The organism is Nocardia sp. NBC_01377, from assembly GCF_045040005.1.
GTDB lineage: Bacteria > Actinomycetota > Actinomycetes > Mycobacteriales > Mycobacteriaceae > Nocardia > Nocardia noduli.
The window spans coordinates 4,310,410-4,323,770 of record NZ_CP109566.1; the positions used below are offsets into that span (position 1 = coordinate 4,310,410).

General features: G+C 62.9%; 14 protein-coding genes. 8 read left to right on the plus strand and 6 right to left on the minus strand.

Annotated elements, in window-relative coordinates:
• Positions 1 to 35: 35 nt before the first annotated feature.
• Together OG225_RS19980 and OG225_RS19985 are read right to left on the minus strand one after the other, a co-directional pair.
• On the minus strand, positions 36 to 497 hold the full coding sequence (locus OG225_RS19980; RefSeq protein ID WP_405183052.1) for a hypothetical protein: 462 nt from the start codon (positions 495 to 497) through the stop codon (positions 36 to 38).
• A gap of 93 nt (positions 498 to 590) precedes the next feature.
• Positions 591 to 1,961 carry an SRPBCC family protein gene (locus OG225_RS19985; protein ID WP_405183053.1) on the minus strand — a complete coding sequence of 457 codons (1,371 nt, stop codon included), beginning with the start codon at positions 1,959 to 1,961 and terminating at the stop codon, positions 591 to 593.
• Between the two features lie 521 nt (positions 1,962 to 2,482).
• Here OG225_RS19985 and OG225_RS19990 point away from each other — a divergent pair.
• The 4 genes from OG225_RS19990 (at position 2,483) to OG225_RS20005 (ending at position 5,480) form a co-directional block, all read left to right on the plus strand.
• Positions 2,483 to 3,007 (plus strand): hypothetical protein, encoded by a 525-nt coding sequence (locus tag OG225_RS19990; RefSeq protein WP_405183054.1) that lies wholly within the window; start codon positions 2,483 to 2,485, stop codon positions 3,005 to 3,007.
• Between the two features lie 322 nt (positions 3,008 to 3,329).
• Positions 3,330 to 4,181: a mycofactocin-coupled SDR family oxidoreductase gene (locus OG225_RS19995; protein ID WP_405183055.1), complete on the plus strand. Its 852-nt coding sequence runs from the start codon at positions 3,330 to 3,332 to the stop codon at positions 4,179 to 4,181.
• A 20-nt stretch (positions 4,182 to 4,201) separates the two neighbouring features.
• Positions 4,202 to 4,951 (plus strand): SDR family NAD(P)-dependent oxidoreductase, encoded by a 750-nt coding sequence (locus OG225_RS20000; RefSeq protein ID WP_405183056.1) that lies wholly within the window; start codon positions 4,202 to 4,204, stop codon positions 4,949 to 4,951.
• Position 4,952: 1 nt separating this feature from the next.
• A complete protein-coding gene (locus tag OG225_RS20005) occupies positions 4,953 to 5,480 on the plus strand; it encodes a carboxymuconolactone decarboxylase family protein (RefSeq protein WP_405183057.1) in 528 nt (175 codons plus the stop codon).
• Between the two features lie 548 nt (positions 5,481 to 6,028).
• On the opposite strand, the gene OG225_RS20010 is transcribed toward OG225_RS20005, so the two are convergent.
• A complete protein-coding gene (locus OG225_RS20010) occupies positions 6,029 to 6,439 on the minus strand; it encodes an SRPBCC family protein (protein ID WP_405183058.1) in 411 nt (136 codons plus the stop codon).
• 422 nt (positions 6,440 to 6,861) lie between these two features.
• Positions 6,862 to 7,083: a hypothetical protein gene (locus tag OG225_RS20015; RefSeq protein WP_405183059.1), complete on the minus strand. Its 222-nt coding sequence runs from the start codon at positions 7,081 to 7,083 to the stop codon at positions 6,862 to 6,864.
• A gap of 168 nt (positions 7,084 to 7,251) precedes the next feature.
• Here OG225_RS20015 and OG225_RS20020 point away from each other — a divergent pair, with 168 nt between their 5' ends.
• The 4 genes from OG225_RS20020 to OG225_RS20035 all read left to right on the plus strand — a co-directional run bounded on the left by OG225_RS20020 (position 7,252) and on the right by OG225_RS20035 (position 10,939).
• Positions 7,252 to 7,674, plus strand: a complete 423-nt coding sequence (locus OG225_RS20020) for a transposase (protein WP_405183306.1) — start codon at positions 7,252 to 7,254, stop codon at positions 7,672 to 7,674.
• Positions 7,675 to 8,575: 901 nt separating this feature from the next.
• Positions 8,576 to 9,181 (plus strand): hypothetical protein, encoded by a 606-nt coding sequence (locus OG225_RS20025; protein WP_405183060.1) that lies wholly within the window; start codon positions 8,576 to 8,578, stop codon positions 9,179 to 9,181.
• A gap of 262 nt (positions 9,182 to 9,443) precedes the next feature.
• Positions 9,444 to 9,866 carry a hypothetical protein gene (locus OG225_RS20030; protein ID WP_405183061.1) on the plus strand — a complete coding sequence of 141 codons (423 nt, stop codon included), beginning with the start codon at positions 9,444 to 9,446 and terminating at the stop codon, positions 9,864 to 9,866.
• Positions 9,830 to 10,939 carry a tyrosine-type recombinase/integrase gene (locus OG225_RS20035; protein WP_405183062.1) on the plus strand — a complete coding sequence of 370 codons (1,110 nt, stop codon included), beginning with the start codon at positions 9,830 to 9,832 and terminating at the stop codon, positions 10,937 to 10,939. The genes OG225_RS20030 and OG225_RS20035 overlap by 37 nt, the downstream gene beginning before the upstream one ends.
• A gap of 389 nt (positions 10,940 to 11,328) precedes the next feature.
• Here the strand turns inward: OG225_RS20035 and OG225_RS20040 are convergent, their stop codons facing one another.
• Positions 11,329 to 12,030 (minus strand): TetR/AcrR family transcriptional regulator, encoded by a 702-nt coding sequence (locus OG225_RS20040; protein ID WP_405183063.1) that lies wholly within the window; start codon positions 12,028 to 12,030, stop codon positions 11,329 to 11,331.
• Positions 12,031 to 12,103: 73 nt separating this feature from the next.
• Positions 12,104 to 13,339 (minus strand): cytochrome P450, encoded by a 1,236-nt coding sequence (locus OG225_RS20045; protein ID WP_405183064.1) that lies wholly within the window; start codon positions 13,337 to 13,339, stop codon positions 12,104 to 12,106.
• Positions 13,340 to 13,361: the final 22 nt, after the last annotated feature.

Sequence of the window (13,361 nt, forward strand, 5' to 3'; positions counted from 1 at the left end):
AGTGATGCCGACCCGGCCTCGGCCGGACCCTTGCCTCATTCCGAGATCGCTACGCCCTCGTACGCGTCCGGCAGGGCGCTGGGCGGAAGGGCCATCTGTAGGTAGACGTCGATCCGGCGGATCGCGCCTTCCTGCGTGAATTCGTACACCGACAACGAGTTGACGGAATTCGAGAACTCGCCGAATGCGCTGCGCTCTTCCAATTCGAGAAAAACGAGCCCACCGGCTTCGGTGATCCGCTTGAAGGAGCAATCCCATTCCGCCGCAGACGCCCAGCCGGTCAGAAACGATACGTATTCATCCCAGCGCATTGTCTCCTTGAAATTTCCGACCCGCACGAAATCATGCACCGAGACGAGCGCGCGCAGCGGGTCCCAGCTCGCGGCCGAGAATCCGGGTTGTTTGGCGCCGTCCACGACACCCTTCGTCACACAGGCGTATTCCAGCGCCCGCCGAACATTGCCGTGATGATTTTCCATCGCTACGCGAATATCCATGCCGCCACCCTCCTGAGGTACAACTACTACGGCCGAAACCTTCGATATGTTTCGGCCGCTAACAGATTTTGAGATCGGTATCCGAAATATCGCCTAACCGGCCGAGTTCTCGAGATACCTGTCCACCACGGAGTGATAGTGCGCGATGACCACTTCTTCCTTGACCAGGGACATCGCCTTCAGCGCCGTATTGCGTAGACCGATCTGCTGTTTGGGCATCTGCTCGTAGTCCTGCTGCAAAGCCAGGAAGTATTTGAAACTTCCGGGCTCGTCGACCACGACCGCCTCGGCCGCGAAAGCACCGCGGGCTTCTTCGGGCAACCACATGAAACTCATGATGTGCCAGTGACTCTTGTGCGGATCGCCGTCCTCGTGCGGAAGGGACATGATGATCGTCGCCTCCCCCGCCCTGATGGTCATGAAGAAGTTGGGGAACAGAACCCAGCCGTGATTGTCGCTCATCTGGGCGTCGGTCAATCCGCTGACATCCAGGCCCATGCCGGTCAGCACTTCCCGCGTCGCGGTCTGCAACAACGTTCGCGGTGCCACGCCGTCGGGAAAGCTCAGAACACCGTCGCTGTCGCGGTAGGCGGCGACCAACTCCTGGAAGCGCGGCAGCACCGCTTGAACCGAGGGGAAGGTCTCGGGCAACTCCAGGATCCCCTCGACCTGTTCCTCGGGTCCGTATTTCGACGCGCCCGCCACCTCGAAGGGCGCGCACGCGACGCTGTGGTTCTCGAAGAACCGATATCTGCTCTTCGCGGGGTCGATCAGGATGACACGCAACAACTGGGGATGGATGCCGGAAATGTGGTAACCCTCTTCGAAAGCATCCATCACCACCTTCCAGTTGCAGTTCAGGCTCTCGCGCACATCGAGGACGGTGGTCATTTCGTCCAGGTGGTACGGCGCGAGCAGATCGACGACCTCCTGCCCCAGGAATTCGGCGAGTGGTTTCGCGTCGGGATCCGGGTTGAGAAAGATGAATCCGGCGAAACATTCGACGGGGACCTCCAACAAGGACATCCCGGCCTTGTCCAGGGGGGTCACCACATTTTCTTTCTCGCGCAGCACTCCGCGCAACTGCCCGTCGAGGTCGTAGGACCACAGATGGTAGGGGCACAGGAAACGTCGAGCGTTCCCTTTACCGCTGCACAACGCATTGCCGCGGTGGCGGCACGCATTGACGAAACCTCTGATTTTGTAGTCCTTCCCGCGCACCAGGATGAACGACTGATCGAGAAGGCGGTACTCCTTCCAATCACCCACCGCGGGCAATTCCGACACCCGCCCGGCGACCTGCCACACCCGCATCCAGATATGGTCGCGTTCTCGTTCAACATAGGCCGCGGAGGTATAGCGGTCGGTCGGAATGTCCATGCGGTATCGCCCGAAGTCGATATCGGCCAAGCCCATACCGCTGTCGACCCACTCTCCCGGGCGCGTCGGCTGTGTCGTTGTCATCGGCAATCGCTCCTCAGCTGTGTCGGCGACGGCGAAGGTGTCGCTCTTCGACGAGTGCGAGCATCCGGCACACCATCCTGCTCGGTGCCCAAACCTGTTGGAAAACCTGAGAATCGCCGCTCGAACGCGACGACTCCGTTCTGGACATCCGTGATCGACCGGCCTCCCGACCTCGACCTACATAGTGATGCCGGTCACTACTATACGCATCAGAATATTAAATACAAGACCGTATATTTGATGCGATCGTGGTGTGCCGCGGCGGCCTCCCACACCCCCATCGACGCGATCGGCCGCATGCGCGCCTACCCCGCACGACCGAGACCGCCACGATCGTCCCACCTGCTACAAAAAATCCAATCTTGTATCTGCGATACAGCTATGTATATTACTTGTGTGCGCTACGCCACAGAGCTAGCCCGGGCGAGTTCGGGCCAGACCCCTTCATTCCCCGGCAGAGGGGCAGCGCCCCTGGGCGGCGATAACGCGGCGCAGACGAAATCATCGCGAAAGGGAACACCATGGACCTGGTCGATCGGATCGCCAAGCATCGCCGCATGGCCGAGAGCTACCGAGACAAGTACGTCCTGCAGAAGGTTCAGGAAGGTGAGACCTACGACGAGTGGGAGTTCACCGACGACGCCGTCTACACCTCCCCGTACTTCGTAGCCGACCAGGAACTGGTCCTCAAAGACGTTGCTACACATTGGGATACCGCGGCGACGATCGAGGCGAAGGCCTACGGTGTGGTATTCCCGGACTGGAAACCCGCCGGGTTCAAGGTCTGGCCGGCCGAGAACGGCTTCGTCCAGCGGTATCGCTGGGAAGGCACCAACATCAACACGGGGCGGACGATGGGGTTCTATTCCATCAGTTTCGTCGAGACCAACGACGAGGCTCAGATCACTCATTGGTCGACCTATGTCAACGACGAGGAGTACGGCCCCTTCCTCGAAGCCGCCATCGGGGCACGCGGCCCGTTCCACGGTGACGAGTACATGCAGGCACTCTCACGTCATTTCGAGAAACACAGCATAACTCTGTAGTCGGCGCTTTCCGCGGCTTCATCGGACCGGCGAGATTCGCGGGACGCGGGTTCATACGCCCGCCTCCGAGGTGGGCGTATGTCCGGGAGCCGATACGAAGTCAGAGACGAGTCCGACTATCACGCCACGGTGGCAGGGCAACCGTGGCGATGTCTCGGACGCGGCCGACTTCGGTGCGAAACCCCGGTCGAGATCAGGGGCTGTCGTGGTCGATCGTAGATCCGTGCGGGGCAACTACGTCTGGTCACCGGGTGCGGCGAAGAGTCGCACGGTTCAAAAGCCGGACCCAGGCTCCACAATCCAAGAAGGAATCGAGGAAGCCATGTCGACAGAGCGCACACGTGGTCGCGTAGAAGGCAAGGTCGCGTTCATCACCGGCGCCGCGCGTGGACAGGGCCGCAGTCACGCGGTACGACTCGCCTCCGAGGGCGCCGATATCATCGCCGTCGATCTGTGTGGCCCTGTCGACACGGTTCCCTACGCGCTGGCCACACCGGACGATCTGGCCGAGACCGCCGAACTCGTCAAGGCGCATAATCGCCGCGTCGTGACCGCCCAAGTCGACGTCCGAGACTATGCGCGCCTCAAGGGAATAGTGGATGACGGTGTCGAACAGTTGGGCCGTCTCGACATCGTCGTCGCCAACGCCGGAATCGGCAACGGTGGCCAGTCACTGGAGGAACTCGACGAGGATGTCTGGCAGACCATGCTCGACGTAAATTTGACCGGTGTGTGGAAGACCGTCAAGGCCGGCGTTTCCCATTTGGTCGCCGGCGGCAACGGCGGCTCGGTGATCTTGACCAGTTCGGTCGCGGGCCTCAAGGCATACCCCCTGATGGGCCAGTATGTCGCTGCCAAACACGGCATCGTCGGCCTCATGCGCTCCTTCGCCGTCGAACTCGGCCAGCACATGATCCGCGCCAACAGCGTGCACCCGACCCACTGTGCGACTCCGATGGTCATGAACGACGAGACCTTCGGCCTGTTCCGACCCGACCTCGACAACCCCGGCCCCGACGACATCGCGCCGATCTGTCAGATGTTCCACACGATGCCCAAACCCTGGGTGGAAGCCCAGGACATCTCCAACGCGGTGCTGTTCCTGGCCTCCGACGAATCGCGCTACATCACCGGCGTTTCGCTGCCGGTCGACCTCGGCAGTTGCCTCAAATAAGCGGCCGGATCGGATCACACATGATTATTCCTCGGGTAGCCGTCGTCACCGGCGGCGCATCAGGGATGGGCGAAGCCAGTTGTCATGAACTGGCCGCACACGGACACAGTATCGCCGTTCTGGATATAGACGAAGAAGGCGCGCAGCGTGTGGCCCACGACTTGCGAACCGGCGGTGCGGTAGCGCTGGGCATCGGGGTCGACGTCGCCGATCGGAAATCGGTGGAAGCCGCGTTCGAGCAGACCAGAATCGAACTGGGTCCCGTCGCGATCCTGGTTACCAGCGCCGGGAAAGTCGCCTTCGGCAAGTTCCGGGACATCACACCCGAATCGTGGTCAGAGATGTTCAGCGTCAACGTGACCGGCACATTCCACTGCTGCCAAGTCGCCCTGCCGGACATGGTCCGGGCGCGCTGGGGTCGCATAGTCACAATCTCGTCCTCCAGCGCCCAGCGGGGATCTCCCTACATGGCGCACTACGCCGCGGCCAAAGGCGCCGTCATCACTCTCACCAGATCCCTGGCAAATGAATTCGCACCAAAGGGGATCACCGTCAACAACATCCCACCGTCGAGTATCGACACCCCGATGGCACGGCAGTCCCAAGCCGAGGGAACACTGTACACACCCGACGAACTCGCCAAACGAATCCCTCTGGGGCACATGGGAACCAGCGATGACATAGCCGCGGCCGTCGGCTTCCTGACCTCGGAGCGCGCGGGATTCATCACCGGTCAGATCCTCGGTGTCAACGGCGGAACGGTGATTTGATATGGCCAGACTACAACCGCTCTCGGCCGAGCACTGGGATGACGACGTCGTCCGCGCGCTTTCGGTGATGATGCCCACCGAGCGTGCTCGTCCCGACACCGTCGGCAATATGCTCGCCACCTTCGTACGGCATCCGAAGCTGACAAAGGCATACCTCACCTTCAATCTCCACGTACTCGCGAGGACGACCCTGCCGGCGCACATCACCGAGACGATCGTCCTTCGCACGGCCACGCGGCGCGAATCCCGATACTTGTGGGACCACCATGTGCCCCTGGCCGAGCGCGCGGGGCTTACCGAATCTCGGCGTGAAGAGATACGCACCGGACTGACCGACGACCCGCCGACCTGCGCTGTCATCGATGCCATCGATGACCTGATCGACCGCGGCAAGATCTCCGAGACGCACTGGAAGTGCTTGCACGAGCATCTCGATGAGCGACAGGTGATGGATCTCGTATTCGCCACGGGCTGCTACACCCTGCTGGCCATGGCCATCGAGTCGTTCGAAATCGAGGACGAACACTGACCAGCGCAACCCCGGCTCGTAGGTGTCTGCTATCTCGCCGAACCACAGATCCGGATGCATCCCATTTCTGCGCGGTCGTATGTCGGGCCGACGGGCGCGACGGCCTGCCGATCACGGTTCATCTACCGCGAGGACGAGGAAGTCACACGTAGGACATAACGGCTGACAGGATGCAACCTTCGACTGTCCGAACAAAGAACTCGTTCAGCAGATCATCGCGCGTACCCGTGGGACTCGTAGGCTGAGTCGTGAGCACAACGGGGGCGGGATCGGTTGCAGCACGTCGCCCAACCAAGCGATGGTCGAGATCCAGAGTGGGTGCTGCGCTGGTCGTCATCGCCCTCTTCTACCGAAATCCGCTCGAGTGAACTCGGTAGCACAGCGGGCCGCAGCTGGCTGAAGGCCTGCCGAATGTCGGACTTGCCCGCCCCGGCCGACGCCGTCACGCAGCCTCAGCCCGTACTCGCCCGCGATCCGCTCTGGCCGTCGGCTGAATCGGTACAGACCGTCCCCGTACTGGTAGAGCGGTCGCGCGGCTCCCGCGAGCGTCACGTCTGATCCCGATGTCTGTGTCGGGCCATACGGTCGATACGGACAAGGGCGATATCGAGGATGGGTAGGTAGGCCGGTGCCCACAGCGGTGCCGACATCGACGCCCGGCATCCGCCCTGGACCGGTTCGACTTCGTGGACGGTGGCGGGGATCCCCGCCACCGTCCACGCCCAGCGGCGTCCCGGGACGAAGTCGGTGATGACGAACGGCAGCCTCACTCCGACCATGGTCTTCACGGTGCCGCGCGCACCCGCGGTCAGCTCAGCGTCGTCGAGGGCGGCAGCGCACACCGTGGGACCCCACTGCGGCCAGGCCGTGAGATCGGTGAGCAGTTGCCACACCACATCCGGCGGCACCGGGATGTGGCGGTGCACGCTCCAGCGCCGGTCGTGCAGCGTCGGTGTCATCCCTTCATCCTGGCGTGGGCGTCGAGCAATCACGGCGAAGACGCCTGTGTCCAGGCAACACGGCAGATCGCCGCTCCATCCGCACAGCCCCTGGGCCGGGCAATCGTTAACTGCCAGTGGTTAGCTGTTGCTTCGCCGCCTGGGCACCGCCGATGCGCGCGACCTGGCGGCGCCGCACTCGATGAATCGGCGGCACGGGTCGGCAACGACGCGTCGGCGCGGGCCATGCTGCGCGTGGCCCCCGAGACCGTGTGTCATTGACAGCTCACTCAATCCGACTGAAGTCAGCATCGAGAGTGCCACTCGGGATGCTGGAGCCGAAGGGCTCGCGTGCCGGACCTCTGCGCCGCGCTCGTGCTGCCGGGCGGTGATCGACGCAGCGGAAAGTGCTGCAACCGCGCAACTGTTGTCGCCCTACTCGGTCAATACTCCCCGCGATCGATCTTCTCCTGCAGCGCAGCGGCGATCTCGGTGTCGATGTCGGTGCTGGTGTCCTCGACCTCGTGGTCGTCCTCGTCGTTGAGGTCGTCAGAGGGAATGGTCTTCGCGTTGTTTGAAATCCACCTTGTCCCACTTTTCGCTGAAAGCGCCCATGTCGGCAGCCTCCTGTCGCTAGTAGTGAACTGTCCTGTGAGGCACAACACACATGAGGCTATCGGAGCTGTGGACCAGGTCAAGATCACTGGGCTACCCGAGAGAGTCGGTCACCCCCGGCACCGCAACTCCCGGGGATCGCGCGGATCGCGGCAGTAGCGGATTTTGGTGGACCGACTGACGAGCGGCCTGCTCGTCGTCATGATGGTCAGCGGTGACTGGCCGCCAGCTTCAGCCCGAATCCGACCACGACGATTCCCGTCAGGGTATCCATCGCGCGGCCCAACACATCCCGGCTCAACCACGCCTTCGCCCGGCTCGCGCCGAAAGTCGCCGCCCATCTCGACGGCGCACGCGCTGATCTGCTCGCGTTCACCGCCTTCCCGAAACAGATCTGGCGTCAGATCTGGTCCAACAACCCCCAAGAACGGTTGAACAAAGAGATCCGTCGCCGCACCGACGTAGTCGGGATCTTCCCCGATCGACAAGCCATCATCCGATTGGTCGGGGCCGTGCTCGCCGAACAACATGAATGGATCGAAGGCCGCCGCTACCTCGGCCTCGACGTCCTGACGCGCTCTCGCGGCCTCACCGACCCCGCCACCGAACAGGAGGACGCCACCGCAGCACTGACCGCCTGACCAAACAGGATCACGCGGCGACCATCCTGCTACACCACGCATTTGGACTTGATCCCCTCGAGGTCCGACGATCATTGTGTGCATCACAGGTGCACACCGGCTCCGCGTCCGATGATTCAAGTGCGAAGGCCGAGTCGATGTTCCGGGAGTATCAGCCCGTCGAGCACCCCGACGTGATCGGTTGTGCGCAATGAACAATTCACTCGCTTCAGTCAAGGTGACCGCCCTGAGCGCCGCAGTCGGACTGTGCCTGGTAGCGGGGGGATGCCGCGATCGGGAGCAGAATCCGCAACACGTACCAAACACGTTCCCCGCCACGGTAACGCCACAGAACGCGGATCCGTCCTCGACCGAGGACCAATTGCCGACCGGTGGAGCGACCCCGACCAACGGCATGGCACCGACCACACAGTCCTCGTCGGCGCACGATTCGCCGCCGATCCTCACCGGGATCATTCCGCCCACAGCAACTCCGTTGCCCTACACCGAGGCAGAGACAACCAGTTTCGAACCACCAGCCCCGGAGACACAGACACCGAACGACACGCCACAACCGCCTCCGTCCACCGGGCCCGTCGACCCGGGTACACCGTGAACGCGCGCGAACCCGCCACCATCGGGTCGGCGTGGTCACTTATCACCGTCGTCGCCTCCCAAGCCGTCGTGGTGACCGGAGTGCTCTATTACTTCGGATGGGCCTACGCCAGCGCCTTCTACCAGCATTTCGGTGTCGACCTGCGGTTGCTCGGATTCTCCACCCAAGACTATGTACTGCGCAGCCTCAACGGCGGCTTCCGCCCGGCCGTCGTCGCGATCTTCGTCACCGTGGTGTTTGCTCGCGGCACGCCGACTACCCCAATGGCACGCCATCCGCCGCCGCAGGCCACGACGAGTGCTGCGCATGTGGGTAGCCGCAACCTGTTCCATCGGGGTGGCGATCACCGTGCTCGTCGCAGCGGTCATGTTCATCCAGCTACCCGAGAGCACCCCAGCCGTGGTCACCAGCGCTCTGGGCCTCTGGCTACCAGTCATGCTGATCGCAGGCGTCGCACTGCTCGGATACTCGAACTCCCTACGCATCAGATACCGGGCACTACTCGGCCTACGTCCACGCAACACGAACAGCGAGACCTCCGCGCTCAGAATCAACATGGCCGCGTTCATCGCCCTCGCTCTCATCGGATGTCTGTGGGCAGTGGGTTCCTACGCCCACCGCGAAGGCACCGCCACCGCCCAACAAGCCGAGAACCAACACTTCCACCACTACCCGTCGGTGATGATCTTCAGCATCGACAGACTCGGCATCCAAGGCCCCGGCACCGTCACCGGCCACATCGACCACCCCGACGAACGCTACAAATGGGTCTACAGCGGCGTCTGGCTTCTGGCACGCACACCCGACCGCTACATCCTGCTCCCCCAACAATGGAAAGCCACCCGAGACCGCGTCTTCGTCATACCCGACAACGACACCATCCGCATCGACATCGCACGCACCCCCAAATAATTCGAGCCTCGCGCAGTTCAGCGCTGATACCGGGCACGGTTCATGGCAGCGCGAGCGATTCGGGTCAGTCAGGCCTGCTCGCGGTAACCAGGCGCGCAAGCCAGCTCAGCTCCACCGCAGCTCGGTGTGGCGAAATCGTTGAAGATCGGGTTTCATGGAAGCGGAACGGGATCAGCGGGCTGGCAAAAGAATCGAGAGTTCTATGCCTTCCCGATCATCCATTGGCGGCAGCCACCCCGAAGCATTGGTCGGTTTCCGCGGCATGTTCACCTCGAACCGCAGACCATCGCAGTTCGGCGGTGTTCCGTTGCGGTTTCCCCCACCCGAACCGATCAGCCCGATCGGTGAGATCTACATGGCGACAACCACGGTCGACATCCGGGGACGCCTGGGCGAACGCTCCGCGATCAAGGTCCTGCATTGGGAACCGGGCCAGCCGCTCACTCTGTCCGCCGAGCCGGGGCGCGTCGTTGTCGTAGCCGAGCCGACCGGCAGATGGACCATCGGCGCCTCCGGCTACCTCAGTCTTCCGGCCCGACTACGCCGCGAATCCCACATCGGGCTCACCGATCGCGTCCTCCTGCTCGCTGCCCCCGACAATGACGTGCTGGCGGTGTACTCCACCGCCTATGTCGCCGACGCGTTGGCATGCAGACACCCCGACCTTCGGGCACCGAAGCCATGAAGTCCGACGACGTCGCCACCGCACTCCACCTGCTGACCCGCCTCGGCCTCACCGTCGAGGACCTGTCGATCTCGGTATCTCCGCCCGCGGCGGTTCCCACCTTCACCTCCTATCTGAGGCAATTGCGTGCGTCGATCTCACCGGTGACGGTCAAGAACTACGACTCGTATTGGCATGTCATCGAAACCACGTGGGGTGGGCGGAAGCTGGATGAGCCCACACCAACCGAGATCGACCAGCTCATCAACACACACCGCGCCCACGCTGTCGTGCGCGCGAATTCTCGTGACGGTCGCGGTGCCGCGGCGAGCTTCGTCTCGGCGTTGCGCTGCATCTACCGCCACGCTGAAGGCGACAGCCTCATCCATCCCGCCGACAATCCCGCAAGCAGGATCCGGCGTCCGCCTCAGCTGCCCAGTCCGCGCCACGCGCTGTCATTGGCACACGTCATGGAACTGGCCGAGGTCGCCTCCACCACCGGCAACGACCCCGAACTCGACGCGCTGATCTTTCGACTACATCTGGAAACCGCCTGCCGACGCGGCGGCACTCTCGCCCTGCGAGTCGCGGACCTCAACAGCACCGACTGCCTGCTGCAACTCCACGAGAAGGGCGGCACAGTCCGTCGCCAGCCCATCTCCCCCTCATTGACACGTCATCTTCTCAACCACGTCCGGACTCGTGGAGGAACCGACACGATAGCGGCACTGCTGCGATACCGCAACGGCAAAGCGATGGGGCGGCGGCGCTTCGACTACCTCAGCCAGCGTCTGCGCGAGCACCTCCCGTGGGCGCAGGCTCTGCAGTTCAGCATCCACTGGCTTCGACACACCACCCTGACGTGGGTGGAACGCGAGTACAGCTACGCGGTGGCCCGCGCCTACGCCGGTCACGCACCGGCACCCACGAGCTCGCTCGGCGCGACCTTCACCTACGTCCGAGCCGGCCTGCCCGAAGTCGCGCACGCCCTCTCCGCGCTCACCGGCGAACCCCACCCCCTGGCCGCGACCGACCTACATCCATTGAGCGGGCGACCGGTTACCCCCGAGGAGGGCTCCGGCGGTAGGATCTGAGCTCATGAACACGCAAACATCGCGTGTTCGCTGCGGTTTACGTGTCGGAACCAGTGTTCCACGCCGATTCACCATCTTGCGTTCCGAGCGTTGCGCTCCGAGATTCTCGCGCGGGGAATCTGGGCGGGAAAGTGCCCGCTACCACCGGTTTCCCTGCCGTCATCAGCTGAATCACCCATTCAGAACAAAACGCCGGCCGAAGCCGCCGTCGGTCCTCTCCACTTCACCGAGACGACGACCGCGACACCCGAAGAATTCCTCGCGGCGCTCACCGACTTCGGACCCGACCGCGAGAAACTGTTCGGGAACAGCACCGGCCAATACCTCGAGGTGCACCACCGCGGCCCCACCGAAGCCGACGTCACGGAGGAATCACGCGCTGTGCCCGCCTATGCGCGATCCACTACCGGCGCCAAGTACAGCCCCGTAATCGCATCGATCAAACCCCCCGCGACCGATTCCCATCCCACCCCGCCCAGCACCGAACCGTCGGCGAACCCGCGTTCATATTCGGCGCAGGTATGCACGATCAACAACCGCGCCATGGCATTACGCTCGCGCTGCAACTCCGGCGACAAATCCGGCAGACAGCCGTGCAGTCCGGAAACGATGCACTGAATCGTCTTCGATGACAGGGACTCATCAGCCAACAGCACCCGGTACGCCGGGTCGGACACCAATTGCGCGCTGAATCGCGCATACCAGGTCACTCCGCCCAACCCAGCCAAATGGTCGGTCACCGGACGCACCAGACACGCCACCCAATCACGCGGGTCCGAGGATCCCCGAGCCCGACCCAACATCTCCCGACACAACAGCTCTGTATTCGCATGATGCTTACGCACTATCGCCCGCACCAACTCGGCCTTCGAACCGAAGTGATATCCCACCGCCGCGTTGTTCCCTTGGCCCGCGGCCTCGCTCACCTGACGATTGGACACGGCTCCCACCCCGCGCTCGGCGAACAACTGTTCCGCAGCCGACAAAATGGCTTCCCGCGTCGACCCCGCCCGCTCGGCACGAACCGACCTACCCACCCGCGCTCCCTTCGCCGCGACCACAGCCGCCGTCGGCAGCTCGATGTGATCCACACAACTACTGTGACTTGTTTAAGTCAAGCGGTTGACTTAAAATGCCGAACCGCTACGTGCGACTTCGGACGTGTTACCAGGTCACGGGTAGTTCATACACTCCGTAGGCCAGGCGATCATGCTTGAACTCGACCTTGTCGAACGGAATCGCCAGACGTAGCGTGGGAATCCGCCGTACCAGGGTGCGGAACACGATCTGCAATTCGACCCTGGCCAGCTGCTGTCCCACACACTGATGCGGACCGAAGCCGAAACCGAGATGATGTGACGCGGGTCTGGTGAGGTCGAGCTTTTCCGGTGTCTCCCAGGCCTTCTCGTCCCAGTTCCCCAGAGACAGATCGAAGATCAACCCCTCACCCGCACGGATCGTCTCACCGGCGATCTCGATATCGCCGACCGCGACGCGCCGCTGGCCGTTCTGGATGATACCCAGATAGCGCAGCAACTCCTCGACCGCGTTCGCCACCACCTTGGGATCCTCGGTATCGCGCAGCAGCGCGAACTGCTCGGGATTCTCCAACAGCGCCAGAGTACCCAGGGAGATCATGTTGGCGCTTGTCTCATGCCCGGCGATCAACACGCCGGTGCCGAGCTGCGCGCCCTCCAGGATCGTGATCTCCCCCGAGCGGACCCGCTCGGCGATATCGCTGACCACATCCTCGCCCGGCTCGTCCAGCTTCAGATTGATCAGATCGATCAGATACTTCGCCAATCCGGCGCGACCCGCCGCCGCCTGCTCCGGCGTCGCGAAACGATCCACGTTGACCGCCGCGTGCTTCTGGAAGAACTCGTGATCACCGTAGGGAACACCGAGCATCTCGCTGATCATCATCGTCGGCACCGGCAATGCCAGCCCCTCGACCAGATCCACGGGCTTCGGTCCGGCCAGGATCCGATCGATGTGCTCATCGGTGATCTGCTGGATCACCGGCCGCAGCGCGTCGACCCGTTTGAAGGTGAACGGCTTGGTCAGCATCCGGCGGAACCGACTGTGTTCCTCACCGTCGGTGGTGAAAAGCGACTTCGGCCTGCTGTCCTTGATCGCGCGCATCCCCGCATTCCAATCCGGGAATCCTTCGACATGATGATCGACGCTGACCTTCGGGTCCGACATCAGAGCCTTGAACTCGGCGTAGCCGGTCACCAGCCAGGGCGTACTGCCATCCCAGATCCGAACACGATTGAGCGGCTTGACCTTTCCCAATTCCATCGCTTCCGGCGGCGGCGCGAAGGGGCACGCACCGGACCGGAGCATCGGATACTCGGGTATCTCGGCGACGGCGGAGGTGTCGATCAACGCTTCGGACACTGTTCACTCCTGAGTACTCGAC

What these genes read in the sequence shown, in the direction of transcription:
- OG225_RS19995 (WP_405183055.1), top strand. Translation starts at nt 3,330, where the DNA reads ATGTCGACAGAGCGCACACGTGGTCGCGTAGAAGGCAAGGTCGCGTTC.
- OG225_RS19985 (WP_405183053.1), bottom strand. Translation starts at nt 1,961, where the DNA reads ATGACAACGACACAGCCGACGCGCCCGGGAGAGTGGGTCGACAGCGGT.
- OG225_RS20035 (WP_405183062.1), top strand. Translation starts at nt 9,830, where the DNA reads ATGCAGACACCCCGACCTTCGGGCACCGAAGCCATGAAGTCCGACGAC.
- OG225_RS19980 (WP_405183052.1), bottom strand. Translation starts at nt 497, where the DNA reads ATGGATATTCGCGTAGCGATGGAAAATCATCACGGCAATGTTCGGCGG.
- OG225_RS20025 (WP_405183060.1), top strand. Translation starts at nt 8,576, where the DNA reads ATGTGGGTAGCCGCAACCTGTTCCATCGGGGTGGCGATCACCGTGCTC.
- OG225_RS20030 (WP_405183061.1), top strand. Translation starts at nt 9,444, where the DNA reads ATGTTCACCTCGAACCGCAGACCATCGCAGTTCGGCGGTGTTCCGTTG.
- OG225_RS20010 (WP_405183058.1), bottom strand. Translation starts at nt 6,439, where the DNA reads ATGACACCGACGCTGCACGACCGGCGCTGGAGCGTGCACCGCCACATC.
- OG225_RS19990 (WP_405183054.1), top strand. Translation starts at nt 2,483, where the DNA reads ATGGACCTGGTCGATCGGATCGCCAAGCATCGCCGCATGGCCGAGAGC.
- OG225_RS20000 (WP_405183056.1), top strand. Translation starts at nt 4,202, where the DNA reads ATGATTATTCCTCGGGTAGCCGTCGTCACCGGCGGCGCATCAGGGATG.
- OG225_RS20005 (WP_405183057.1), top strand. Translation starts at nt 4,953, where the DNA reads ATGGCCAGACTACAACCGCTCTCGGCCGAGCACTGGGATGACGACGTC.